General features: G+C 74.4%; 24 protein-coding genes. 9 read left to right on the top strand and 15 right to left on the bottom strand.

Annotation, left to right across the window (positions count from 1 at the left end; genetic code table 11):
* Window positions 1-219: 219 nt before the first annotated feature.
* The 11 genes from ACFVU7_RS43185 to ACFVU7_RS43135 all read right to left on the bottom strand — a co-directional run bounded on the left by ACFVU7_RS43185 (window position 220) and on the right by ACFVU7_RS43135 (window position 11,302).
* Window positions 220-420: an MbtH family protein gene (locus tag ACFVU7_RS43185; protein ID WP_388051968.1), complete on the bottom strand. Its 201-nt coding sequence runs from the start codon at window positions 418-420 to the stop codon at window positions 220-222.
* Between the two features lie 70 nt (window positions 421-490).
* Window positions 491-1,819, bottom strand: coding sequence for a glutamate synthase-related protein (locus tag ACFVU7_RS43180; RefSeq protein WP_388051965.1), 1,329 nt, complete (start codon window positions 1,817-1,819; stop codon window positions 491-493).
* Window positions 1,816-2,817, bottom strand: coding sequence for an asparagine synthetase A (locus ACFVU7_RS43175; RefSeq protein WP_375875693.1), 1,002 nt, complete (start codon window positions 2,815-2,817; stop codon window positions 1,816-1,818). The genes ACFVU7_RS43180 and ACFVU7_RS43175 overlap by 4 nt, the downstream gene beginning before the upstream one ends.
* Before the next feature lie 62 nt (window positions 2,818-2,879).
* Complete coding sequence (locus tag ACFVU7_RS43170; RefSeq protein WP_380780929.1) at window positions 2,880-4,175, bottom strand: methylaspartate mutase; 1,296 nt, start codon at window positions 4,173-4,175, stop codon at window positions 2,880-2,882.
* Window positions 4,172-4,672 carry a cobalamin B12-binding domain-containing protein gene (locus tag ACFVU7_RS43165; RefSeq protein WP_074005722.1) on the bottom strand — a complete coding sequence of 167 codons (501 nt, stop codon included), beginning with the start codon at window positions 4,670-4,672 and terminating at the stop codon, window positions 4,172-4,174. Before ACFVU7_RS43165 ends, ACFVU7_RS43170 begins: the two co-directional genes overlap by 4 nt.
* Window positions 4,669-5,439 carry a thioesterase II family protein gene (locus tag ACFVU7_RS43160; RefSeq protein ID WP_074005723.1) on the bottom strand — a complete coding sequence of 257 codons (771 nt, stop codon included), beginning with the start codon at window positions 5,437-5,439 and terminating at the stop codon, window positions 4,669-4,671. The genes ACFVU7_RS43165 and ACFVU7_RS43160 overlap by 4 nt, the downstream gene beginning before the upstream one ends.
* Complete coding sequence (locus ACFVU7_RS43155; protein ID WP_388051960.1) at window positions 5,436-7,244, bottom strand: amino acid adenylation domain-containing protein; 1,809 nt, start codon at window positions 7,242-7,244, stop codon at window positions 5,436-5,438. The genes ACFVU7_RS43160 and ACFVU7_RS43155 overlap by 4 nt, the downstream gene beginning before the upstream one ends.
* The gene (locus ACFVU7_RS43150; RefSeq protein ID WP_117492918.1) at window positions 7,241-8,272 is read right to left on the bottom strand and encodes a TauD/TfdA family dioxygenase; all 1,032 of its coding nucleotides are present in this window, start codon (window positions 8,270-8,272) and stop codon (window positions 7,241-7,243) included. The genes ACFVU7_RS43155 and ACFVU7_RS43150 overlap by 4 nt, the downstream gene beginning before the upstream one ends.
* Window positions 8,273-9,127: 855 nt before the next feature.
* Window positions 9,128-9,529 carry a pyridoxamine 5'-phosphate oxidase family protein gene (locus ACFVU7_RS43145; protein WP_049652217.1) on the bottom strand — a complete coding sequence of 134 codons (402 nt, stop codon included), beginning with the start codon at window positions 9,527-9,529 and terminating at the stop codon, window positions 9,128-9,130.
* 61 nt (window positions 9,530-9,590) lie between these two features.
* Window positions 9,591-10,220 carry an MBL fold metallo-hydrolase gene (locus ACFVU7_RS43140; protein WP_388051957.1) on the bottom strand — a complete coding sequence of 210 codons (630 nt, stop codon included), beginning with the start codon at window positions 10,218-10,220 and terminating at the stop codon, window positions 9,591-9,593.
* On the bottom strand, window positions 10,217-11,302 hold the full coding sequence (locus ACFVU7_RS43135) for an S-(hydroxymethyl)mycothiol dehydrogenase (protein ID WP_388051954.1): 1,086 nt from the start codon (window positions 11,300-11,302) through the stop codon (window positions 10,217-10,219). The genes ACFVU7_RS43140 and ACFVU7_RS43135 overlap by 4 nt, the downstream gene beginning before the upstream one ends.
* 633 nt (window positions 11,303-11,935) lie before the next feature.
* On the opposite strand from ACFVU7_RS43135, the gene ACFVU7_RS43130 reads away from it, so the two are divergent.
* The 3 genes from ACFVU7_RS43130 (at window position 11,936) to ACFVU7_RS43120 (ending at window position 14,760) form a co-directional block, all read left to right on the top strand.
* Window positions 11,936-13,150, top strand: a complete 1,215-nt coding sequence (locus ACFVU7_RS43130) for a cytochrome P450 (RefSeq protein ID WP_387829669.1) — start codon at window positions 11,936-11,938, stop codon at window positions 13,148-13,150.
* Entirely contained in the window at window positions 13,147-13,404 is a 258-nt protein-coding gene (locus ACFVU7_RS43125) for a ferredoxin (RefSeq protein WP_074005728.1), read from the top strand. The genes ACFVU7_RS43130 and ACFVU7_RS43125 overlap by 4 nt, the downstream gene beginning before the upstream one ends.
* 165 nt (window positions 13,405-13,569) lie before the next feature.
* Entirely contained in the window at window positions 13,570-14,760 is a 1,191-nt protein-coding gene (locus ACFVU7_RS43120; protein WP_388051951.1) for an MFS transporter, read from the top strand.
* Window positions 14,761-14,851: 91 nt separating this feature from the next.
* On the opposite strand, the gene ACFVU7_RS43115 is transcribed toward ACFVU7_RS43120, so the two are convergent.
* Window positions 14,852-15,781 carry a LysR family transcriptional regulator gene (locus ACFVU7_RS43115; protein WP_117492915.1) on the bottom strand — a complete coding sequence of 310 codons (930 nt, stop codon included), beginning with the start codon at window positions 15,779-15,781 and terminating at the stop codon, window positions 14,852-14,854.
* 9 nt (window positions 15,782-15,790) lie between these two features.
* Complete coding sequence (locus ACFVU7_RS43110) at window positions 15,791-17,038, bottom strand: phosphotransferase (protein WP_388051949.1); 1,248 nt, start codon at window positions 17,036-17,038, stop codon at window positions 15,791-15,793.
* A gap of 96 nt (window positions 17,039-17,134) precedes the next feature.
* Here ACFVU7_RS43110 and ACFVU7_RS43105 point away from each other — a divergent pair, with 96 nt between their 5' ends.
* Entirely contained in the window at window positions 17,135-17,311 is a 177-nt protein-coding gene (locus ACFVU7_RS43105; protein WP_234348702.1) for an AAA family ATPase, read from the top strand.
* Window positions 17,312-17,326: 15 nt separating this feature from the next.
* On the opposite strand, the gene ACFVU7_RS43100 is transcribed toward ACFVU7_RS43105, so the two are convergent.
* Complete coding sequence (locus ACFVU7_RS43100) at window positions 17,327-18,184, bottom strand: PhzF family phenazine biosynthesis protein (RefSeq protein ID WP_117492913.1); 858 nt, start codon at window positions 18,182-18,184, stop codon at window positions 17,327-17,329.
* Window positions 18,185-18,275: 91 nt separating this feature from the next.
* Window positions 18,276-19,373 (bottom strand): DUF5937 family protein, encoded by a 1,098-nt coding sequence (locus ACFVU7_RS43095; RefSeq protein WP_074005731.1) that lies wholly within the window; start codon window positions 19,371-19,373, stop codon window positions 18,276-18,278.
* A gap of 205 nt (window positions 19,374-19,578) precedes the next feature.
* Here ACFVU7_RS43095 and ACFVU7_RS43090 point away from each other — a divergent pair, with 205 nt between their 5' ends.
* The 5 genes from ACFVU7_RS43090 to ACFVU7_RS43070 all read left to right on the top strand — a co-directional run bounded on the left by ACFVU7_RS43090 (window position 19,579) and on the right by ACFVU7_RS43070 (window position 24,180).
* Window positions 19,579-20,850, top strand: coding sequence for an MFS transporter (locus tag ACFVU7_RS43090; RefSeq protein WP_388051946.1), 1,272 nt, complete (start codon window positions 19,579-19,581; stop codon window positions 20,848-20,850).
* A 37-nt stretch (window positions 20,851-20,887) separates the two neighbouring features.
* Window positions 20,888-21,454: a hypothetical protein gene (locus ACFVU7_RS43085; protein WP_388051943.1), complete on the top strand. Its 567-nt coding sequence runs from the start codon at window positions 20,888-20,890 to the stop codon at window positions 21,452-21,454.
* Between the two features lie 79 nt (window positions 21,455-21,533).
* Window positions 21,534-22,337, top strand: coding sequence for an MBL fold metallo-hydrolase (locus tag ACFVU7_RS43080; RefSeq protein WP_049655396.1), 804 nt, complete (start codon window positions 21,534-21,536; stop codon window positions 22,335-22,337).
* Window positions 22,338-22,344: 7 nt separating this feature from the next.
* Window positions 22,345-22,776, top strand: coding sequence for a nuclear transport factor 2 family protein (locus tag ACFVU7_RS43075; protein ID WP_380720022.1), 432 nt, complete (start codon window positions 22,345-22,347; stop codon window positions 22,774-22,776).
* Window positions 22,777-22,914: 138 nt separating this feature from the next.
* Entirely contained in the window at window positions 22,915-24,180 is a 1,266-nt protein-coding gene (locus ACFVU7_RS43070; RefSeq protein ID WP_388051940.1) for an NAD(P)/FAD-dependent oxidoreductase, read from the top strand.
* Window positions 24,181-24,186 lie beyond the last annotated feature (6 nt).

Here is a 24,186-nt window from a genome sequence, read left to right as displayed (position 1 = left end):
CGATGCAGTTGCGCCCAAGAACGCCGCCCCAGCGCAGTAAGGCAGTCACGAGGCGTCACCGCCCTGGCTTGACAACATCATTGGGAATCTCCCTCTGGTGCCTATCCGGCGGTGATCGATGCGCGTGACCGGCCGCCCCGGCCGGGTGCCTCGTCACCTGGCCGGGGCCGCACGCGGGTGTGCGAACGGAATGGAGGAAAAGGGGTGCGGGACCGCGGGTCAGCCGACCGTCGTCGGGCGCGGCGCCAGGTCGGTCCAGTGCTGCTCGATGTACTCCAGGCAGGCCTGGCGGTCGTTCTCGCCGAAGGCCGTGGCCCAGCCGGCCGGGACCGCGAGCACGTTCGGCCACAGGGAGTGCTGGTTCTGGTCGTTGACCAGGACCAGGTAGCGGCCCTCGGCGTCCTCGAACGGGTTCGTCACAGCGGTTCTCCTTCTGTACGGGATGGACGGATCGGACGTTCACGCAAGCGAAGGGGCGGCGCCCCGTGTCCTACGGGTGGAGGTACGGCCCGGCCGCTTCCGGGAGCCAGACGTCCTCCGGGTCCAGGGCGGCGGGCGTGTACTTGCCCAACGCGCTGATCAGCAGCCGCAGTTCGAAGGCGAGGCAGGCGACCAGCCGGGCGATCCCGTCCTGCGGGTCCTCGTCCGCCGCGAGCAGGGCCGCCCGGCCCAGCCCGACGGCGCGGGCGCCGAGCGCCAGGGCCTTCGCGGCCCGGGCGCCCTCCCACATCCGGCCCGAGGCCAGCAGGCAGTTCGACCTGGACGGCGGCCCCAGCCGGCGCAGGCACTCGCCCAGCGGCAGGCCCACCTGGTCGAGGAAGCTGCTGGGCGCCCAGCCGCTGCCGCCCTCGGCGCCGTCCACGGTCACCGAGTCCGCGCCGCTCGCCCAGGCCACGACCGCCGCCTCGTGGATGTCGCGCCCGGGCGGGAGCTTCACCCAGATCCGCGCGCGCGGATAGTTGTTGCGCATGAAGCGGATCTGCTGGCGCAGGATCTCCGCCGTGAACGTGCCCGGGCTGCTGGACCGCAGTACCCGGTCGTCCTCGCCCTGCCCGTCGGCGAAGACGCTCTCGTCGGTGCTGTACCGATCCGCCAGCTGCGCCGCCACCTCGCGCTTCAGCACCGTCATCCCGCCGAGCCCGGGCTTGGCGCCCTGCCCCACCTTCAGTTCGAAGGCCAGGCGGCCGGACTCCAGCAGCGCCTTCGCGGCCGGGGCGCTGTAGATCTGGTTCCACACCTCGGCGTCCGCGTCCTCGGTGCTCTGCTGGAACGCCAACCCGCCCATGTCGTCCGGGAGTTCCTGCTCGTAGGCGCGCAGCCGGGCGAGCATGCTGTCGCCGGTGTCGGCGGAGGCGTCGGCGGAACCGCTGCCGGAGGCGCCGGCGAAGCCGTTGGTCGGCACCACGTTCTCGCCGATGACCAGCGGGATGCCCAGGCGTCCGGCCTGGCGGCTGGCCGCCAGGCCCAGCCCGGAGGAGGCGACCTGGGTGGACCCGAAGGCAGACACGTACACCGGCAGCGCCGAGCGGAACCCGCCGATGTCGGTGGCGAGTTCGACGTCGCCGTAGAGCGGTTCGCGGGCCAGGTCGGTGAGCTTCTCCAGCCGCTGGGGCACGAAGACCGGCGGGACCAGGCGCATCGCGTCCAGCGCGTCCCCGCCGCGGGGCGCCGCCGTCCGCGGCTCGCCGCCCGTGCCGCCGGCGCCGAACAGCGTCAGGCCGTAGCCGTCCGTCGAGGGGAACGCGCGGGCGGCGCCCTCCCTGGCCCGGGACCGGATCGCGGCCTCCGGGAACCCCGGGGCGCTCAGCACCCCGCTCACGGCGAGACCACCCCGGGGACCTTCGGGAACGGGGTGGCCTGCCAGACCGCGTCCAGCCCGGCGACGTAGCGGGTGAGCCGCTCGATGCCGATCCCGAAGCCGGCGCTGCCCGGGATGCCCTCGCGGACCATCTTCAGGTACCACTCGTACTTGGCCGGGTTCTCGCCGCTCTCCCGCATCCGGGCGATGATCCGCGCGTAGTCGAACTCCCGCTCGCTGCCGCTGATCAGTTCGCCGAAGCCCTCGGGGGCGATGAGGTCGAAGTTGCGCAGGACCTCCGGGCGCTGCGGGTCCTCGCGGTCGTAGAAGCCGCGTGAGCCCTTGGGGTAGTCGACGATGAAGAACGGCGCGTCGGACTTGTGCGAGAGCAGGCCCTCGCCCTGCCAGTCGATCTCGGCGTCGTGGTTCTGCTCGTGGCCCAGCCGTGCCAGCTCGGCCATCGCCTCGCCGTGGCTGATCCGCTCGAAGGGGGTGTCGCGGGTGAGCAGCGGGGTGAAGGCGTCCGCATCGCGGCCGAGGGCGTCCAGGTCGTCGCCCAGCGTCCGCACCACGCGCTCGACCGCCGCGGTCACGATGGACTGCGCCACCCCCATCGCGTCCTGCTGGGTGGCGCCGGCGATCTCCACGTCGAACTGGTGGAACTCCGCCAGGTGGCGGCCGATGTTCGCGGTCTCCAGGGGTTCGAGCCGGACGTTCGGCGCGACGTAGAACACCTTGTCGAAGGCGAGCAGCGACGCCTGCTTGTAGAGGATCGCGCTGGTCATCAGCTTGTAGCGGTGGCCGTAGAAGTCGACGTCCACCTGCTTGGCGCCCCGGCCGCCCGGGTCCGTCACCGGTCCGATGATCGGCGGCAGCAGCTCCACGAACCCCTCGCTGAGGAGTAGTTCGCGGCCCGCCTGGACGATCTGGTTCTGGATCCGCAGCACGGACCGGGTCACGGGGTTCTTGAGGTGGTCCGGCAGTGCACCGGGCCGTGCAGACTCGAACTCGCTGGTCAAGGGGTCTCTTCCTTCGGTTCTCTGGTCCTGCGGTCTCTGGTTCTGCGGTTGTGGCAGGGGGTTCAGCCGGGGAGCCCGGGGAGCCGGTCCAGCGTGGTGGCGGCGCGCTCGTCGAACGACCGCGCCACGTGGGACAGGGCCCGGAGCAGGTCCGAGGCGCTCATCGAGCGGTCGCCGGCGGATCGCCCGGACGGCCGGACGGGCAGGGCGCCGGTGTGCGACCAGCGCAGCCGCCCGTCGGACTCGATGTAGCTCCTGGCCCGCCCGGCGTTGTCCGGGTGCAGGCAGTACGGGACGTCCAGCAGTCCCCGGGCGAACGCCTCCACCAGGGCGGCGCCCACGTCCGTGTTCAGGCCGAGGACGGTGTCCACGAGCGCGGTCGCCTCGTCCAGGACCTCGCTGCCCGCCCCGGTGTCGGCCGGCGCCGATCCGCCCGCGTTCTGTGCGGCCAGCGCCGCGATCTCCAGGGCCTCGACGTTCTCCCGGACGGTGGGGATGCGGTGCGCCTCGGCCGCCGTCTTGACGATGAGCCGCTCCGCCCCGGTGCGGACCGCCAGCTCGGCGGCCTGCTCGAGCAGCAGCAGGGCGCCGGAGCGGGTGCCGGGGTAGACCCCCATGTAGTTGTAGATCACGATGTGGCGGTCGACGTCCGGCAGCAGCGCGTCGGCGAGCCGGCGCAGGGCCAGCACCGCCTCCCGGTCCTGCTCGGCGTTGGTCTGCTGCGCGTAGCTCAGCGAGATGCTGCGCAGTCCGTGCTGGCGGAAGAACACGCCTTCCAGGACGCTGATCGCCACCAGCAGGCTGGGCGGGCAGAGCTGGCCGAGCATGCAGCCGCCGAAGGTCTCGACGTGCGGTTCGACCTCGCCGTCGCGGGCCCGGACCATCAGCTCGCAGGACCGTTCCCAGTTCCGCACCGCCTCGCGCAGCGGCAGGCGGCCGTACGGCAGGCAGTAGGAGACCGGGCCGCCTTCGGTGGTGTCGAGCCCCGCTTCCAGCGAGGCGGCGATGATGCCGTAGGGGCTGGCCGAGCCGTGCCGCACCTGGACCGGGAAGTCGCGCTCGCGCACGCCCTCCAGCACCCCCCGGTTGGTCGCCGGGGGGTGGGTCCTGATCGGGTACCCGTTGAGGTCGCCGCCGCCGTCGACGGCCCGCCTGGCGTCGGCGAGCTTGCCGAGCCGGGTGTAGCTGTCGAGGGTGATCGTGCCGACCGTGGTGGCGTTGGCCGCCTTGACGGCGACCAGCCCCTCCCGCATGGCCAGCGGGTCGCCGAAGCCCATCCGCGGCTGCACCACCAGGTTGCCCCGGGCGTGCGACCGTCGGACGAAGTCGGCGAACGCGTTGGCCGGCGCGTCGTTCATGGCGTGGGGGCGGCGCGGAGCTCCTCCAGGACGCGGCCGGTCCGCCCCGCCTTCACGGCGCCGAGGGCGGAGACGTACCGCTCGAACTCCGGCAGTCCGGCCGACTCGTGGAAGACCGCGGAGAACCCGGCGTCCAGCAGCCGGCGCGTCATGGACTCGCCGCCCCCGCCGCCCGCCCCGGCCTGCAGCTGCCGGCCGGTGCCGAGCTTCCCGCCGATGACGATCGGCGTGTCGGCGAGCTCCGGGACGGCGCGCAGCTCTGCGACGGCGGACAGCCCGTCGCTCTCGCCGTGGCCGTTGACGCTGCTGAGCACGATGAGGTCGGGGGCCTCGCGCCGGCACTCCGCCGCCAGTTCCGCGCCCGGCAGGCACGGGCCGAGGTTGCGCACCCGGTGTCCCCAGTCCTCCAGTTGGAGCTGGAGGAAGACGAGGTTCCAGGTGTGGGAGTCCGACTCGGTGCCGCTGACGATCACGTCGAGGGTGGCGTCGGTGCTCACCGCCGGCTCCTCTCGCTCGGGTCGAGGGCGGCGATCCTGGAGGGCAGGGTCTTCCAGACCTCCGGGGTGTAGAAGTGCCCGCCGGGAAGGACGTCGTGGCGGTACTCGCCCAGGGCCAGCGCGCGCCACTGCTCGCCCGCGTTGGCCTCGATGACGTCGTCGTCGGCGCCCGAGAGCATCTGCACCGGCATGCTGACGGTGGCGCCCTCGGTGTACCGGAAGGTGTCCCGGACCCGGATGTCGGCGCGCATCAACTCGACGGCCATCTCCTGGAGTTCGGGGTCCTCCAGGACGTGCGCCGGCATCAGCCCGTGGGTCTTCATCCAGAGCAGCAGGCCGTCGTCGTCGTCCTGCTGGGACGGGAACATGTCGCGGGGCGTCAGCCCGCGGGCGGGCGCGTTGGCCGAGGAGACGACCAGGTTCAGCGGCAGCGGCCCGCCGCTGCTCTCGATCCGCGCGGCGACGTCGAAGGCCATCCAGCCGCCCATGCTGTGCCCGAAGAGCACGTACGGGCCGTCGACGGCGGAGAGCACGGCCGCGGTGGCGTCCTGGGCCAGCTCCTCCCAGTCGGTGGCGAAGTCCTCCAGGAACCTGCCCTCCCGGCCCGGGTAGCAGATCGCCGACAGGGCGATGTCGGCCGGGACGGCGTCGCCCCACAGGTGGTAGGAGGCCGTCCCGCCGCCGCAGAAGCCCAGGCAGATCAGCGTCAGCGCGGCTCCCTCCGGGCGCCGGATGCTGATGACGGTGGTGTCCTGTGCGGTGTTCACTTGCCCTCCGTCCGACGGGACTCCACGAAGGCCGCCAGCCCGCGCAGTTCGGGGTGCTGGTAGACCTCCTTCGTGGACACGGTGATGCCGAACTGCTTCTTCAGCCGGCCGATGACGCGCAGCGCGATGAGCGAGTGGCCGCCCAGCGAGAAGAAGTTGTCGGTGGGACTGATCCGCGGCCGGCCGAGCACCTCGGACCACACGCCGGCGATCAGGGTCTCGAGCTCGCCCTGCGGCTCGTCCCCCGCCTCCTGTCCGCCGTCGGCCCACAGGGCCTCGTCCACGGCGGGCAGGGCCCGGTGGTCCACCTTGCCGTTCACGCTCAGCGGCATGGCCTCCAGCGTGACGAAGGCCGACGGGACCATGAACGACGGCAGCAGGCCGCCCAGGTGCTCCTGGAGCTCCCGGGTGTGCGGGGCGCTCCCGCCCTCCGGGACGACGTACCCGACCAGCTGGTCGCCGGCGGTCGCGGTGCCGTGCAGGACGACGGCGGCGGTCCTGACCCCCGGGTGCGCGGCGAGCGCGGCCTCGATCTCGCCCAGTTCCACCCGGTAGCCGCGGATCTTGATCTGCCGGTCGACCCGGCCGAGGTAGTCGATGGCGCCGTCCGGGCGCAGCCGCACCCGGTCGCCGGTGCGGTACATCCGGCGGCCGGTGCCGGTCGGATCGGCGACGAACCGCTGCGCGGTCAGCGCGGGCCGGCCGACGTAGCCGGTGGTCACGGAGGGCCCGGCCAGGTAGAGCTCGCCCGGCTCGCCGACGGGCGCGGCGCGCAGGTGCTCGTCGAGCACGTAGGCGGTGAACCCGGGCAGCGGGAGGCCGATGTGCGGGCCCTCGCCGGTGATCCAGCCCGCGGTGGCGTCCACCGTGCACTCGGTGGGGCCGTACAGGTTGATCGCCTCGACCGTCCCGGCGGCGCGGGCCTCGCCCAGCTCCCGCCAGACCTCGGCCGGCACCGGCTCGCCGCCCATGAACAGCCGCAGCACGCGGCCGTCGGCGGTGGGGGCGAGGAGGGCCTCGCGCAGCACCTCCCAGTGCGAGGGCGTCAGGTCCAGGTCGTCGACGGCGTGCTCGTCGAGCAGGGCGCGCAGCACGGCCGGGTCGGTGCGCTCGTTCTCGCCGATCACCACGATGCTGTCGCCCCGGCAGATCCGGGCCCACTGCTGGACGGAGGCGTCGAAGGAGATGCTCGCGTTCCAGGCCACCACGCGCGGCCGGTCGGCGTAGAAGCCGGCGTCCTCGAGGTCCGCGGCGAGCGCGGCCACGCCGCCCCGGGTGGCCTCGACACCCTTGGGCGTCCCGGTCGAGCCGGAGGTGAAGATCACGTACGCCGGGTCGGCCGGGGCGGCCTGTACCGCCGGCGCGTCCGCGGCCGGCGCGGCGAGGGCGTCCGCGAGGGTGAGGACGTCGACTCCGGCGGGCCAGGCGGGACCGTTGCCGGGCTCCGCCAGGACGGTCCGCAGGCCGGCGCTCGTCACCATGTGGGTGAGACGCTCCTGCGGGTAGGCCGGGTCCAGCGGCACGTAGGCGGCGCCGATCCGCCACACGGCGAGCAGGGCGACGACGAGGTCCGCGCCGCGGTGCATGCTGACGCCCACCCGGGCGCCGCGGCCGAGCCCGAGCTCGGCCAGCCGCCCGGCCAACTGCCGTACGTCCTGGTCGAGTTCGGCGAAGGTCAGGGTGCGGTCGGTCCCGCGTACGGCCATCCGGTCCGGGGTCGATTCGACCGCCCGCCGGAAGCGGACCATCGGGTCGACGGGTGCGGTCCGGGCTGCCGGGGCCAGGGGCTCCTCGGTGATGCTCACGCGGCACCGCCGGTCTCCGCCGAGGCCGCCACGGTGGGCCGGCAGTCGTCGAGCTCGACGGGGTTGCCCATCGCGACGACGATCTTCCGGTCGCCCCGGAACGGGTCGCGGCCGTGCGCCGTGAGCACGTTGTCGACGAGCATGACGTCGCCCGGCTGCCAGGCCTGACGCACCGTGGCCTCGGCGTAGGCGGTGTTGATGAGCTCGAGCTCGTCCCGGGTCAGGGGCTTCCCGTCGGCCACGCCGGTTTCGAACGGCAGGCCGTCCGCGCCGAATTCGTCCAGGAGCGTCTCGCGGAGTTCCTCGTCCAATGACCAGGAATTCCAGAAGGCCATGTGGTTGAACCAGACCTCCTCATCGGTGGCCGGGTGCCGGACGATACCGGGCCGCCGCTGCACCGTTTTCAGATTTCCCTCGCCGTCCCAGCGGCAGGAGATCAGGTTCTCCGCGCAATACTGCTCGACGTCCTCGCGGCGCTCGGTCGCGAATGCCTTTTCCCAGCTCACGGAGATGTGTTCGGAGTAGCTCCGGTGCAGGGTCCAGCCGTGGGAGCGAATGCGCTCGACCAGGGGGGCGGGCAGGTGCCGCAGGACCTCCCGGCAATCCGCCACCGGCGTCGCCCCGCCTTCCTCGGGGGCGATGAGGCAGGCGAACATCAGGAGCCCGGGGAAAGTCAGGGTGTAGCTGTTCTCGTTGTGCATCCGGATCGACTGGGCCGGCGGCAGGTCGGTGGACGAGTAGACGTCGTTGCCGAAGCTGCTGCGCGGCGTCGCCTTCTCCCGGTAGGGCGTCCGCTGCGGGATGAGGACGTCCCGGACGAGCGCGAAGTCCTCGACGGAGGCGACCGGGAGGCCGCGCAGGTACAGCGCGCCGTACCTTTGAAGCGCGGTACGGAGGTCGGGCAGGATCGCGTTCAGCCACGCGCAGGCCGCTTCGGCGCCTTCGAATCGAGGGACGACCAGGGTCGCCGGCTTGCCCTCCTCGAGGGTCCATTCCAGTTCTTGTGGCGCGGTGCTTGCAGAAGACATGACTCGATGCACCTTCCTCATGACGGAGCGCCACGGCGTGGTTCCGTGGTCGCCCCGGGGCAAGTTGAATCGTGATCAGAACCTCTGACCCGAGAACACGGTCATCGACCCGCGGGGGGTCGTCGTGCCGGGTCGCCAGGGAATTCGCGCGGCCCGGTTCAAGGGCCGACATCAGGACGGTTCGGCGGGGTGTCGCTGTTCTCCGCCACCGGCGGCAGTGAATGGGCAGCCCAAGAGGCCGGCTCCGCAACGCCCGAAAAGGCGTCGACGAGCCGCTACCCGGGACCGTCAGGCCACCCCTGGCCGCACGTGCGGACTACCGGTACCGTAGCTCCGACCGGAGAACGTCGGGCTGCCGTCCGGCACACCCGCACACCGATCCATTCCCCCCTCCCGAGTGCTCACATTCAGGTGCGGCGGAATCGCGCACCCGGTGTCGTTCCCCCGAGCTGCCGAGGCGGGTGCAGTACTCCCCCATCGCCTCGCATTGACCGTGCACCGCCAATCAGATCACACCAATGCGCCGCCGTGGAAGAAGTAGCAGAGGCAAGTTCGGAATCTTTAATGTCACATTCACGTCACCGACAGTGACGATTCCCTTACCGTATGGGGCACTTCCCGTGCTGAGGACGACGGGACACCGCCGTCGCCCGTCCGGCAACGGCGGCAACACCGGTACCAGAAGCCGGAGTTCCGCTTCCGGAACAGCGGCGCCCGGGCCGCCCTCCGGAGCGGGCACGCTCGGGCCCGTCCTCCGGAGCAGGCGCGCTCGGGCCCGTCCTCCGGAGCAGGCGCGCTCGGGCCCGTCCTCCGGAGCAGCGGCCGGCCCGGGCCCGTCCCTCCCGGCCGGCGCGCTCAGGCCCGCCCGAGGACGCGGTCGACGGCGATCTCGATGACCACCCGGTCCGGGTTGACCCGCGGCTCGCGGTAGCGCTCGGCGTACCGGCGCTCCGCCTCGGCGACCTGCTCGGGCTCCTCACGGACGACCGCCACGCCCTCCAGCGTCGACCAGCGGGCCCCGGCCACCTGGCAGACCGCGACGCGCAGGCCCTCGGGCCCGGCCTCGGCGACGTTGCGGGCCTTGCGGCTGGTGCGGCTGGTGATCACCCGGGCGGTCCCCGTCTCCGGCTGGTACGTCACACCGACCGGCACCACGTGCGGCGTGCCGTCCGGGCGGGTGGTGGTCAGCGTGGAGATGTGCCGTTCCCGCCAGAAGGCGAGGAAGGATTCGTCGAGGTCGCGCGGGTCGTGGGCCATGCCCGCGATCGTACGGCCCCCGGGGAACGACCGTTCCCCGGGGGCCGTACGGGCAGCGGCGTCAGCGCCCGCGCGCGATCCACTCCGGCAGTGCCGGGGCCTCGGCGCCGATGGTGGTCGGGTCGCCGTGGCCGGTGCGCACCACGGTCTCGGCCGGGAGCGTCAGCAGCCGCTCGCGGATCGAGTCGACGATCGTCGGGAAGTGCGAGAACGACCGGCCGGTGGCACCGGGACCGCCCTGGAACAGGGTGTCGCCGGTGAAGACGGTGCCCAGCGCGGGCGCGTACAGGCAGACCGCGCCCGGCGCGTGGCCCGGGGTGTGCAGCACCGTCAGCTCGGTGCCCGCCACCTCGATCCGCTGGCCGTCGGCCAGTTCGCCGTCCGGCAGCCGCTCGGGGTGGGTGAGCTTCCACAGCGGCAGGTCGTCCGGGTGCAGCAGGATCGGCGCACCGGTGCGGTCGGCGAGGGCCGGGGCCGCGTCGATGTGGTCGTTGTGCGCGTGGGTGGAGACGATCGCCAGCAGCCGGCGCCCGCCGAGCGCGGCCTCGATGGCCTCGGCGTCGTGCGCGGCGTCGATCACCACCGCCTCCTCGTCGTTCCCGACGATCCAGACGTTGTTCTCCACCTCCCAGCTGCCGCCGTCGAGTTCGAAGGTCCCGGCGGTCACCAGCCGATCGATCCGCGCGGTCACAGGATCACCACCGAACGGAGGACGTCGCCCTGGTGCATGCGCTCGAAGGCCTGCTCCACGGCGTCCAGCCCGATGGTCTCGGTGACGAAGGCGCCGAGGTCCAGGCGGCCCTGGAGGTAGAGGTCGACGAGCATCGGGAAGTCCCGCGAGGGCAGGCAGTCGCCGTACCAGGAGGACTTCAGCGCGCCGCCGCGGCCGAAGACGTCGAGCAGCGGCAGCTCCAGCGTCATCTCCGGGGTCGGCACGCCGACCAGGACGACGGTGCCGGCCAGGTCGCGGGCGTAGAAGGCCTGCTTGTACGTCTCCGGGCGGCCGACCGCCTCGACCACCACGTCCGCGCCGTTGCCGCCGGTCAGCTCGCGGATCGCCTCGACCGCGTCGGTGGTGCGGGAGTTGACGGTGTGGGTGGCGCCCAGCTTGCGGGCGGTCTCCAGCTTGCGGTCGTCGATGTCCACGGCGATGATCTTCGCCGCACCCGCCAGCCGGGAGCCCATCACGGCCGCGCTGCCGACGCCGCCGCAGCCGATGACCGCGACCGAGTCGCCCCGGCCGACATTGCCGGTGTTGATCGCGGCGCCGAGGCCCGCCATCACGCCGCAGCCCAGCAGGCCCGCGACGGCCGGCTCGGCCGCCGGGTCCACCTTGGTGCACTGGCCGGCCGCGACCAGGGTCTTCTCGGCGAACGCGCCGATGCCCAGCGCCGGGGACAGCTCGGTGCCGTCCAGCAGCGTCATCCGCTGCTTGGCGTTGTGGGTGTTGAAGCAGTACTGCGGGCGGCCCCGCTTGCACGCGCGACACTGGCCGCACACCGCGCGCCAGTTGAGGACCACGAAGTCACCGGGCTCGACCTCGGTGACGCCCTCGCCGACCGACTCCACGATGCCCGCGGCCTCGTGGCCGAGCAGGAACGGGAACTCGTCGTTGATGCCGCCCTCCCGGTAGTGGAGGTCGGTGTGGCAGACGCCGCACGCCTGGATCCGGACCACCGCCTCACCCGGGCCAGGGTCCGGCACCACGATCGTGGCCACCTCCACGGGCGCGCCCTTGGCGCGCGCGATGACTGCCTTGACCTGCTGGGGCATCCGATTCCACCTCCGTCTGCCGGTGCGGCTCTGCACCGGTCTGACCTGCGACAAACGACTGCAAGACGAACTGCCCACGAAGCGTATCGCCCACCCGGCCGACCACCGGCGGAGCGCCCGGGGCGATCCTCCGCGGCACGGTGTGCTAGGGCCGGTCCGCTCACGTGGAGGCGGCTCACGACCTCTCCGGTGGCACGTGCCGGCCGGGTATCCGCCGGGGGCCCGGCGACAGTCCGGCGCGGCCGTGGCGGTGGGGGCGCACAGGTGGCACTGAGCGCCCGTCCGTGCGCCTCGAAGTGCCCGGAAAGCACCGGCGTTGGCTGGAAGTGCCGCAGACGGGCGCCCCGCCAGCCACGTACGGTCGTAGCTGAGACGGTCCAAGCGACCACGCTCAGCACACCCGCCCCACCCGTCGGCGCGTGACCCTGCGCCGGCCGCGCCGGATGCGCACCGACCGTGCGCCCCCGCACATTTCGCGCCAGACCCCCGCAATTCCCCCCGTAGGAGCCCGACCGAACCCCGGCCCGTGTCGAGCCGCCAGCCGGCCGCATCACCCGTCCCCCGCACCATCCCCGGATTCACCCCCCGTCGGGTCGCGCCCCGCGGCCCACCGTCCTGGAGTCTGGAGTACGGATGTCCACCGAGAACAGTGCGACCAGCGCCGGCACCGCCCCGCTCCCCCCGCTGCACTGCATGCGCCGGCTCGAACCCGGCCCGCCCCGCCTCGCCGCGCTGCCCACCGGCACGCCGGTCTGGCTGGTCAGCCGGCACGCCGACGTGCGCCAGGTGCTGACCGACCCGCGGCTGGGCCGCGCCCCGCTCTACGCGCCGGACGCCCCGCCGGTCACGGTCACGCCCAACATCCTGGACGATCCCCAGAGCATGCTGAACATCGACGGCACCGAGCACCAGCGGCTGCGCCGCACCGTGCAGCGGGCCTTCACCCCGCGCGCGATCGAGCGCTGGCGGCCGTGGGTGGCCTCGGCCGTCGAGTCGCTGATCGACGAGCTGATCGACCACGGCTCCCCCGCCGACATCATCGCGGGCTACTCCCGCCCGCTGCCGGTCGCGGTGATCAGCCGGCTGATGAACCTGGACAACCTGGACAGCAAGCGGCTCGCGCACTGGAGCGACCACGCGCTCTCCGCCACCGCCTACAGCGCCGAGGCGATCGCCACCGCGATGACCGAGTTCGCCGCCTTCGGCTCCGAGGTGATCGCCCAGCGCCGGGCCGCCCCCGGCGAGGACCTGGTCAGCGGCCTGCTCGCGGCCGCCGCCGAGGACGGCTCGATCACCGAGGGCCAGCTGGTCGCGCTGGTCATCGGCCTGGTCGTGGCCGGCCACGAGACCACCATGACCAGCCTCGGCAACGCCCTGGTCTACCTGCTCCAGGACGACCGCGAGGCCTGGCAGCGGCTCGCCTCCGACGAGGCCAGCGCCGTCGCCGCGACCGAGCAGCTGCTGCGCGCCGTCCCGCTCGGCGACCCCCAGGAGCACCTGCCCGGGCTGATGCGCCGCACCGTCGAGGACGTCGAGATCGGCGGTGTGGTCATCCCGGCCGGCAGCGTGGTCGCCGCCGACGCGGCCGCCGCCAACCACGACCCGGAGATCTTCACCGGGGACCTGCGCACCGAGCTGTTCTCCCCGCTGGCCGCTCCCACCCTCACCTTCGGCGCCGGCCCGCACCACTGCCTGGGCGCCTGGCTGGCCCGGATGGAGCTGGAACTCGCCCTGCACCGGCTGGCCCGCCGGCTGCCCTCGCTGCGACTGGCCGACCCGGTCGAGCGGATCGACTGGCGGCGCGGCCTGCTCACCCGCAGCCCGAACTCCCTGCGGGTGGTCTGGTGACGGGCCGCGCGGACACCGATCCGGTGCTCGTCCGGGTCGACCGGGACCGCTGCATCGGCTCCGGGATGTGCGCCCTCAGCGCCCCCGACTCGCTGGCCCTCGGCGCCGACGGACTGGCCGCGCCGCTGGCCGGGTACGCCGACGGCGGCGCGGAGTTGACGGACGGGCTGAGCGAGGCCGTGGACTACTGCCCGGTCGAGGCGCTCAGCCTCCACTCGGCGCGCGGCGGCTACCGGATCGCCCCGGCGGAGTGACCCGGCGCCGGTGGCGCCCGACCGCGGTCGTTCGCGGCGGGCGCCGCCGGCGCGCTTCCCGAAGCCGCCGGGCCTTCCCGGCACTGTCAACCGATTAGCCGGGCTCATGGGTCGATGAGCTTATCGATCTTGTTCGGCCCCTCCGCCCGCTGGTGGGCTGGCCCCATGACAAACGCCGAAGCCCCCGCCCCACCAGCCGCCCCACCCACCGCGCACCGCTGGCCCCCGGTCCTCGCCGTCGCACTCGCCACCTTCACCGTGGTGTCCTCCGAGATGATGCCGGTCGGCCTGCTCACCCCGATGTCCCACAGCCTCGGGGTCACCGACGGGGTCACCGGCCTCTCCCTCACCATCACCGGCCTGATCGCCGCCGCCCTCTCCCCCTTCGCCCCGCTGCTCGTCGGCGCGCGCGACCGCCGGACCGTCCTGGTCGCCTTCATGCTGCTGCTCGGCCTGGCCGACGCGGTCACCGCGCTGGCGCCGGACTTCGCGGTGCTGGCCGCCGGCCGCGTCCTGCTCGGCGCCGCCATGGGCATCGTCTGGGGCCTCGCCACGAGCGTCGGCCCGCGCCTCGCCGACGGCCCGCGCCTCGCGCTCACCATGACGCTGATCTTCTCCGGCGTCTCCATCGCCTCGGTCCTCGGCGTCCCGCTGGGCACCTACCTGGCCGCGCTGCTCGACTGGCGCGCCGCGTTCTGGGCGCTCGCCCTGCTCGGCGCCGCCTCCGCCGCCGTCCTCGCCGCCACCCTGCCCGCGCTGCCCGTGCACGAGCGCGGACGGCTCGGCGGACTGGCCGGCGCCCTGCGCCACCGGGGCGTCGCCGCCGGGATCGCGATCACCGCTTTCGTCGTGCTCGGACACTTCGCCGGCTACACCTACATCCGCCCGGTCCTCGAAGCCGACGCGGGCCTGAGCAGCGGCGTGATCGCCGCCTGCCTGCTGGTGTACGGACTCGCGGGCGTCGCCGGGAACTTCACCCTCGGCCCGCTGTCCGGGCGCCGCCCGAAGACCGCCGTCGCCCTCGCCCTGGCCGGGGTCGCCCTGGCCGCCGCCCTGCTCGCGTACGCCGGCGGCGTCGTCACCGTCCTGCTCGTCCTGGTCGTCTGGGGCGCCTCGTACGGCGGGGTGTCGGTCTCCACCCAGGCCTGGGTCCGCACCGCCGACCCGGCCCGGATCGAGGCCTCGGCGGCGGTCTGGGCGGGCGTGTTCAACGCGGGCATCGCGCTCGGCTCCTTCGCCGGCGGACTGGTCGTCGACCGGGCCGGGAACCGCGCCGTCCTGCTCACCGCGGCCGGGCTGGCGGCCGTCGGACTGCTGATCGCCCTGCTCTCCCGGCCCGACGACCGGCGGCCCTGACGGCGGCCCGACGACCGGCGGCCCTGACGGCGACCCGATCACCGGCCCGGCCCGCGGCCCGACCGGCCGGCCCGTCTGATTCCCCGCGGACTCAGTCGAGGAGCCCGGCCAGCAGCTCGACGAACCCGGCCGCCAGCCGGTGCGGCCGCCGCTCGTGCTGGACCACCTCCAGCGCCGTCGGCTCCAGCCCGGGCACCGGCAGGAAGCGGATGTCCGGCCGCCGGACGTACGCCGTGCTGCGCTCGCACAGCAGCAGCCCCTGACGGGTGCCGGCCACCATCGACAGGCCCTCCTGGATGGTGGCCGCACCCGCCGGGTAGGCCAGCTCGCGCCCACCCGGCGTCCGCCGGGGCGCCTGCGCCCACCGCCAGTACTCGGGCGCCGGGCCGCGCGGCTCGATCAGCGGCACCCCGGCCAGCTCCTCCGCGCCCACCCCGTCCGCGCCGTCCGCCCCGCCGAGGCGCCGCTCGGCGGAGACCGCCAGGTACACCGGCTGGCGGGAGAACTCCATCAGCACGTCCAGGCCCGGCTCCCGGCACGGGGCGAGCACGATCGCCAGGTCCACCTCGCCCCGGGCGAGGTGCGAGAACGGGTCCGCCCACGGCAGTTCGACCAGCTGCACCGTGCCCTCCGGCAGGCGCGCCAGCACCCGGGCGACCGGCTCGTACACCGCGCACTGGAAGCCCAGCCGCAGCGGCCGCGCGGTGGCCGCGGCGGCCCGGGCCGCGTCGTAGCCCTCCCGGAGCCGCTCGAAGGCGGGCACCACCTGCTCGGCCAGCGCCCGCCCCAGCTCGGTCAACTCGACCCGGCGGCTGGTCCGTTGGAACACCGGTGCGCCGACCCTGCTCTCCAGGCGCTTGATCAGCTGGGAGACCCGCCCCTGCGAGACGCCGAGGCGCTCCGCCGTCCGCCCGAAGTGCAACTGGTGGACGAGGACGGCGAAGCACTCCAGCTCCTGCAGCGGCAGCTCGGGCAGGACGGGAGTCCCGGAGGCTCCGGGGGCCGGCGTCGGTCGTTCCACCTCGGCAGTCTACGCGGGCCGACCGGCCGCTCCGCAGGCCAACAGGGCGCGCAGCTCGGCGGCCGGGTCGCCCTCGTGGTACGGGCGTTCGCTCTGCTCGATGTGGTCCAGGAACTCCTGGTACCGCAGGGCGTAGGACAGGTGGTAGAGCGGCTCGGCGAGTTCGAGGGCGCGCCCCGGGTCGGAGCCGGGGGCGTGGCGCTGCCAGGCCTCCGTCCAGACCCGGACATGCTGCTGCCAGGCCTCCTCGCCGAGGTAGGCGCGCGGGCGCAGCCCGTCCAGGGCGGGGTGGCCGAGGCAGGAGTCGGCGTAGTCGACGACCACCGTGCCGGCGCCGTCGGAGCGCCAGTTGCCGGGGTGGAAGTCGCCGTGCAGCAGCGTCTCCGGCAGGCCGCAGTCGGCGAGCCGGTCCAGCAGCCCGGGCAGGTCGGCGGCGAAGGCGGCCAGCCGGTCCAGCTCCTCGGGCGTCAGGTCGGTCTCCTCGGCGAACCGGTCCGACAGGGCCGCCAGCTGGGCCGCCAGGGCGCGCGGGGTGCGGTCGCGCAGGCCGGCCAGGTCGGCCGGGCGGTCCGCGAGCGCGGCCTGGGCGGCGACGAGGCGGGGGACGACGTCGGCCACCGTCCCGGCGGACGGGCTCCAGCAGTCCTCGCCGGGGACATGGTCGAGCAGCAGCCGGCCGGCGGAGGGGTCGGCGGCGAGGACGGTCGGCACGAGCCCGCGGTCCACGCCGCCGAGCAGCGCGATGACCTCGCCCTCGTGGGCGTTGAACGCGGGCGTCGTGGTCTTCAGCCAGGCGTCGGCGCCGGTGGCGGTGGGGAGGCGGAACAGGCCGGAGAGGTTCCAGGTCCGGATCTGCCGCGCGGGCCCGGCCGACGGACGGCCGACGGCGGCGAGCCGTGCCTCCGCCCAGTCCAGCGCCTCCCGCAGGCCGCCGGGCGTGGCCCAGGCGGCGCGGCGCTCGGCGGGGCCGAGCAGCGCGGCCGTCCCGTCGTCCGGGGCGCCGGCCGTGAGGGCGGTCGGCCGGCGCAGCGCCTCGGCGTGGTAGCGGACCCGCCCGCCGTGGCCCGGGTCCTCGCTCTGCCCGTCGACCAGGCGTGCCACCAGCACCGGCACCCCGGCCGCCTCGGTCGCCCGCGCGACCACCCCGTCCACCGAGGACCACCAGCCGACCTCCACCTCGAACGGGCCCAACTGCCCGAAGTGCTCGTCGCCGTAGGTGAGATCGACCGTCACGGTCCGGTTGCTCGCTCGCTGCATCGGAGCAGCTTCGCCCACCGGAGCGGCTCGGCGCGAACGAATTTCCGCCCGCCCGGAGCGGGGCGGAGCCACCCCACCCGGGGCTAACCTGGGCCGGTGACACGGCGATCGGGCACGGTGGTGCTGATGTGCGGTCTGCCCGGGGCGGGCAAGACCACGTATGCGATGGGCCTCGTCCGGCGGGGCTACGCGCGGCTGTCGATCGACGAGGTGGTCTGGGAGCGGCTCGGGCGGTGCGATGCCGGGCTGGTCCTGCCGCAGCCCCCGCCCTGAGGTCCTGAACAGGCCCTATCGGATCGCCACCGCCGTGCCGGAGACCCGCACCCGCGTGTCCTCGGCCCGCAGTTCGACCCGCAGGACGCCCGGGCGGCCCAGGTCCTCGCCCTGGTGCAGGGTCAGCACCGCCGGGGCCGTCACCGCGCCGAGCTCCCGCAGGTAGGCGCCGAAGGCGGCCGCGGCGGCGCCGGTGGCCGGGTCCTCGACCACGCCACCGACCGGGAACGGGTCGCGGACGTGGAAGACCTCGGGGGCCTCCCGCCAGGCGAGCTGCAGGGTGGTCAGGTCGCGGGCGCGCATGTGGGCGGCGAGGCCGTCGAAGTCGTAGTCGAGCCGGGCCAGCCGCTCGCGGGTGGCGACCGGCAGGACGAGGTGGCGGGCGCCCGCGTAGGCGACGCGGGGCGGCAGGGCCGGGTCGAGGTCGGCGGCGGACCAGCCGAGCAGGGCGAGCGCCTCCGCGACGTCGGCCGCCGGCACCTCCTCGACCTTCGGCTCGACGCTGGTGAGGGTGGCGCGCAGCAGCCCGTCGGCCCCGCGCTCGACCCCGACCGGGACGTCCCCGGCCGCGGTCACGAAGACGTACCGCCCGGGGCCGACGTGCTCGGCGAGGGCGACGGCGGCGCCAACCGTCGCGTGCCCGCAGAACGGCACCTCGGCGAGCGGGCTGAAGTACCGTACGCGGTAGGCCCCTTCGGCCGGGCCGGCGGTCAGGAAGGCGGTCTCGGAGTACCCGACCTCGGCGGCGACGGCGAGCATCCGCTCGTCGGTCAGCCCGGTGGCGTCGAGCACCACGCCGGCCGGGTTGCCGCCCTCGGGGCGGGTCGCGAAGGCGGCGTAGCGGAGGATCTCAGGAGCGGCGTCGTCGGTCATGATCGGACGAACGCCTGCCGCTCGTCCGCTGTTCCCGCCCACCGGAGCGCCGCTTCCACCGGAGCACTGTTTCCCACCGGAGCGGGGGCCCTCACCGCAGCACCGCCTCCAGGAAGTCCGAGCCGAGCCGGGCGCTGCCCGCCAGGTCGAGCTCGTAGAGCATGTACCGTCCGCGCCGCCGGGTCGTCAGCAGCCCGGCCTTGCGCAGCACGGCCAGGTGCCGGGACACCTCGGGCGCGCTGAGCTGCCAGGCGGAGGCCAGTTCGCCGGTGGTGTGCGGGCCGCGGGCCATGGTGCGGGCGAGGCGCAGCCGGACGGGGTGGGCGAGCGCCTCCAGGCGCTGCTGGACGAGGGCGAGCGAGACGGGCTCGGGCAGGCCGGCCTCGGCGACGGGGTACTGGAGGACGGGCCGCCAGCCGCTCGCGTGCACCACCAGCAGGTGGGGGCGGCCGAAGGCGGTCGGGATGAAGGTGACGCCCCCGGAGTCGGTGCCGCTGGTGGCGCTGTCCTGGAGCTTGTCGATGACGATCCGGCGCCGTCCGTCCCCGCCCTGGTCGAGCGTGACGGAGGGCGAGACGTCGGCGAGCGCCTCGGCGAGGCCGCGGCGGGCGAGCAGATCGGCCTTGCGCCGGGCGTCGGCGGCGAGGTCGGGCAGGACGCGCTGCCAGGCGTCGGCGAAGAACGCGGACCGGCAGTCCTCCAGCATCCGCCGCACCAGGGCCCGGACGGCCGGCGGGTCGGCGAGCAGCCGGTCGGCGAAGGCGGCCTGCCGGGGGCCGCGGGCGAGGGCGAGTTCCCGGGCCCGCTCGTTGGCGTCCGGGTCGGTGAGCGGGGAGCCCATCCGGCGGGTGAGCCGGGAGGAGCCGCAGGTGGTGATGAGGGCGGCGGCGACGTACAGCTCGTCGTCGATCCGGTCGATGGCGTCGAGCTCCTCGTCGAGCGTGGCGCCGGGCAGGCCGGGGACGAGGAAGTCGGCGCGCGAGGAGCGCCAGAGGAAGTCGGCCTCCAGGAGCCGTTCGGACAGCTCGGGCGGGATCACGGCGGCGGTGCAGCCGGCCCAGCCGTGCAGCGCGGGGTGGTGCGCGGGCTCGGCGAGCACGTGCAGCATGGCGTTCAGCTCGCCGAGCGGGGAGGGCGTGAAGAGCAGGCGCTCGTCGGGCAGGCCGGTGATGTCGATCGTCAGGCTCATGCGCCCGCCTCTCCCCCGGCCTCCGGCCGGGGGTACCCCCGGCGCTCCGCAGGGGCATGCGCCCACACGCTGTTCCTGATGGTTCGCTCGCTCCGCTCACTCACGCGTTCGATCCTGTCACCCCGCCCGACGGCCTCCGCCGCGGATTGACGGTAAGCGTCAATCCGCGTGCCAGGCGGTCCGACCTGGGCGGACGGTACCGGCCATGAGCCTGATCCGGGAGAAGACCGTCCACGACCACGCGGCCGCCCGCCACGGCGAGCCGCCCGCCCCGCCGATCGGCATGGGCCGCCGGGGGCCGTCCGCGCTGCTGGGCCTGCTGACCGCCGCCGGCGGGCCCCGGTACGCCGTCGCGCTGGCGGTGGACGCGGTGGGCGGCGGCCTGCTGCGGCCGTTCCTGCTGCTGTACGGCATCGGCGTGCTGCACCTCGGCGCGGGGGCGGCCGGGCTGGCGCTGTCCGCCGGGATGGTGGCGGGCCTGCTGGTGGTGCCGCTGACCGGCCGCTGGATCGACCGCGGCGCCCGCACCCTGCCCGCCGCCGTCACCCTGCTGGTGCGGGCGGCGGGTGCGCTGGCGCTGCTGCTCGCGGACGGCCAGCCGGGGTTCACCGCGGCGGCGGTGCTGTTCGGGGTGGGCAGCCAGTCCTGGCCGACCACCCACGCGGCCGTGGTGAGCACGCTGACCGAGGGCCGGCTGCGGGACGCCGCGCTGGCCGCCGGGCGGTCGCTGCGCAACGCCGGGATGGGCACGGGCGCGCTGCTGGCCACCGTGGCGGTGAGCGGCGGGACGGGTGTGATCCGGCTGCTGGCCGGGGTGACGGGCGCGGCCTGCCTGCTCGCGGCCGCCCTGGTGGGCTCGCTGCGGGTGCGGGCCCCGCGGCAGGAGCGGCCGGCGGACACCCGGGAGCGGGCGGAGCCGCTGCGCCGGATCACCCTGCTGAGCCTCGCCAACGTGCCGTACGCGTTCTGCTTCGACGTGCTGGAGGTGGCGCTGCCCGCGCTGCTGGTGCTGCACCTGCACGCCTCGCCGGCCTGGTCCTCGGGCGTCTTCGTCGGCAACACGGTGCTGGTGATCGCCCTGCAGCTGGCGCTGGTGCTGAAGCTGGCGGACCGTTCGCGGCACACCGTGCTGGCGGCCTCGGGGGCGCTGCTGGCGGTGTCCTACCTGGCCTTCTGGGCGGTCGGCTCGCTGGGCGGCGTGCCGGGGGCGGCGGGCATCGCGGCGGTCTCGGTGCTGTACACGCTGGGCGAGATCCTCTACACCGGCTCGGGGACGGCGCTGGTGGCGTCCGTCGCCCCGCCGCACCTGCTCGGCCGGGCGCTGGCGCGCTGGGAGCTGTCCTCGGGGGTGGGGCGGGCGGCCGCGCCGGCCGTGCTGACGGCGCTGCTGGCCGCCGGACCGGGGGCGCTGTGGGCGTCGCTCGCCGCCGCCACGGCGCTGGGGGCGCTGGCGGTGCTGCGGCTGGGTCCGCGGTGAAGGCCGTGGCCCCGACCCCGGTGGGATGATCGGCCCCATGGCTCTCACCCCGCACCAGCAGCACCTCCGCGACCGGATCATGGCCGCCGGGGTGACCGCTCCGCCGGAGCCGTGGCGGCCCGTCGGCCGGGGGACGATCGCGGTCGGCGGGCTGCTCGGCATCGGCTTCGCCGTCCACCCGGAGAGCGGGCACGACCTGGTGCTGACGGTCTCGCACAACGGCCACGGCCTGTTCGACGCGGTGACCGGCCTCAAGCTGGCCCGCGACCACGAGCCCGCCGAGGACCCGGACGGCCAGGACCTCGCCTGCCCCGGCCTCGGCCAGGTCGCGGACGTGCGCATCCCGGTGGCGGGGACGTGGGGCGGCGGGCTGCACACCGCCGCCGACGGGGGCTGGCACATCGAGGTGGTCGCGCCGGAGTGGCCGCACCACCGGGTGCTGCTCGCCAGCGGCCGGGGGCCGTGGCAGGGCGAGCACGGCGAGAGCTGGTGGCTGGTCCTCGACTCCTCCTGGTCCACCTTCCGCGCGGCCGGCTTCTCCCCGACCGGCCGGACCCTCGCGGTGGCCACCAGCAGCGACCTCACGCTCTGGACCCGCGGCTAGGCCTTCCGGATGCGGACGGGCCGCGGACCGGTGATGCTGACGGCGAGGCGTGACCGGCCCGAGGAAGGACCAATCAAGCATGAGCGCACTCGACTTCGAGATCATCGACAGCCCCGACAGCTCGCTCAACAAGACCTCCGTCCTGGTCACCGGCCCGCAGGACGCGCTGCTGGTGGACGCCGGGTTCACCCGCTCCGACGGGCGCCGGCTGGTGGAACGGATCAGGGCGAGCGGCAAGGAGCTGACCACGGTCTTCGTCAGCCACGGCGACCCGGACTTCTACTTCGGCGCCCAGGAGGTCCAGGACGCCTTCCCGCGGGCCCGCTTCCTGGCCACCGCCACGACCGTCGAGCACATCCAGGAGACGTACGAGTCCAAGCTGCGCGCCTGGGCCCACCTGGGCCCGGAGCTGCCCACCCGGCTGGTGCGGCCCGAGGTGCTGCACGGGGACGAGCTGGTCTTCGAGGGCCACCGCTTCGAGCTGCGCGGCGCCGACTTCCACCTGCCGGACCGGCACTACCTCTGGCAGCACCACCACCGGGCCGTGCTGGGCGGGGTGCTGCTCTTCGAGGGGCTGCACGTGTGGACCGCCGACACCCCGACCTCCGCCCAACGGGCCGCCTGGATCGACCTGTTGGACGGCATCGAGGCGCTCCACCCGACCTGGGTGGCGGCCGGCCACCGGATCGCCGGCGCGCCCACGGACCTGAACGCCGTCGACCACACCCGGGCCTACCTGCGCGCCTTCGAGACCGAGATCGGCCGGGCCGCGGACGCGGCCGCCGCCAAGGAGGCGCTGGAGCGGCGCTTCCCGACGCTGGGGCTGCGGATCGCGGTGGACATCGGCACCAAGGTCGTCATGGGCGAGATGGCCTGGGGGTGAGCGGACGGTGATCGAGATCCCCCGGGACGTCGCCTCCTTCGCCGAGTCGCAGTCCCCCGCCGACGTGGTGCGCCGCCAGTACCTGGCCTCCGCCCGGGGCGACCTGGCCGCGCTGCGCGCCACCCTGGCCGAGGACGTGGAGTGGACCGAGATGGCCGGCTTCCCGCTGGGCGGCACCTACCGCACCCCGAAGGGCGTCACCACCAACGTGATGGAGCGGCTGGCCGCCGACTGGAACGACTGGACGGCGCACGACGACAGCTACGTGGTGGACGGCGAGGACGTCGTGGTCCTGGCCCGCTACACGGCCGTCCACAGGGCCACCGGAAAACCGCTCGCGGTGCGGGTCGCCCACCACTTCACCGTGCGCGGCGGCCGGATCGTGCGCTTCGAGCAGTTCACCGACACCGCGCTGGTCAGGGAGGCGATGACGGCCTGAGGCCCGCACGGGACCCTCGTGACGCCCGCGTTCACTCGTACGGGCGAGCGCGGCGCGGCGCGCCAGGCGCGGTCTCGACAGGCCACCCGGACGGCGGCAGGCTGACCCCGACCACGGCCGGAGAACGAGGAGTCGAGCATGGCGGGCACGGACACCGGGACCACCGGAGCGGACGGCGGGCGGCAGCGCCCGATCGTCGTCGTCGGGGCATCCCTGGGCGGCGCGAAGGCGGCCGAGGCGCTGCGCGAGGCCGGGTACCGGGGCGGCATCGTCCTGATCGGCGAGGAGCACGAGCGCCCGTACGAGCGGCCGCCGTTGTCCAAGGGCTACCTGCAGGGCAAGACGCCCCGGGAGAAGATCTACGTCCACCCGCCGCAGTGGTACGCCGAGCACGACGTCACGCTGCGGCTGGGCACGGCGGTGGCCGCGATCGACCCGGCCGGGCACACCGTGACGCTCGCCGACGACGGCCGGATCGAGTACGCCAAGCTGCTGCTGACCACCGGCTCGGTGCCGCGCCGGCTGCCGGTGCCCGGCGCGGACCAGGACGGGGTGCTCTACCTGCGCCGGGTCGAGGACAGCGACCGGATCAGGGCGGCGCTGCGGCCCGGGGCCCGGATCGCGGTGATCGGCGCGGGCTGGATCGGGCTGGAGGTGGCGGCCGCGGCCCGCGAGGCGGGCGCCGAGGTGACGGTGCTGGAGGCGCTGGAACTGCCGCTGCTGCGGGTGCTCGGCCGGGAGGTCGCCCAGGTCTTCGCGGACCTGCACCGGGAGCACGGGGTGGACCTGCGCCTCGGCGTGAAGGTGGCCGAACTGACCGGCGAGGGCGGCTCGGTGACCGGCGTGAAGCTCGCCGACGGCACGACGGTGGCGGCCGACGCGGTGGTCGTCGGCATCGGCATCGCCCCCGCCACCGACCTCGCCGAGGCGGCCGGGCTGGAGGTCGACAACGGGATCAAGACCGACCAGCACCTGCGCACCTCGGACCCGGACGTGTACGCGGCCGGCGACGTCGCCAACGCCTACCACCCGCTGTTCGGCAGGCACGTCCGGGTCGAGCACTGGGCCAACGCGCTCAACCAGCCGCAGACCGCCGCCCGCGCGCTGCTCGGGCAGCCCGACGCGGTGTACGACCGGGTCCCGTACTTCTTCACGGATCAATATGATCTCGGCATGGAGTACGTCGGCTACGTCGAACCCGACGGCTACGACCGGGTGGTGTTCCGCGGCGACCCGGCCACCCGCGAGTTCATCGCGTTCTGGCTCTCCGGCGGCCGGGTGCTCGCGGGGATGAACGTCAACGTCTGGGACGTCACCGACCCGATCCGCGAACTGGTGCGCTCGGGGCGGGTGGTGGACACCAAGGCGCTGGCCGACCCGAAGGTGCCGCTCGGGGACCTGTAGGGTCCG

The organism is Kitasatospora sp. NPDC058046, assembly GCF_042885595.1.
Classification (GTDB): domain Bacteria; phylum Actinomycetota; class Actinomycetes; order Streptomycetales; family Streptomycetaceae; genus Kitasatospora.
The sequence above is the reverse complement of the archived record's forward strand: the minus strand, read 5'-3'. Positions and strand labels throughout refer to the sequence as shown.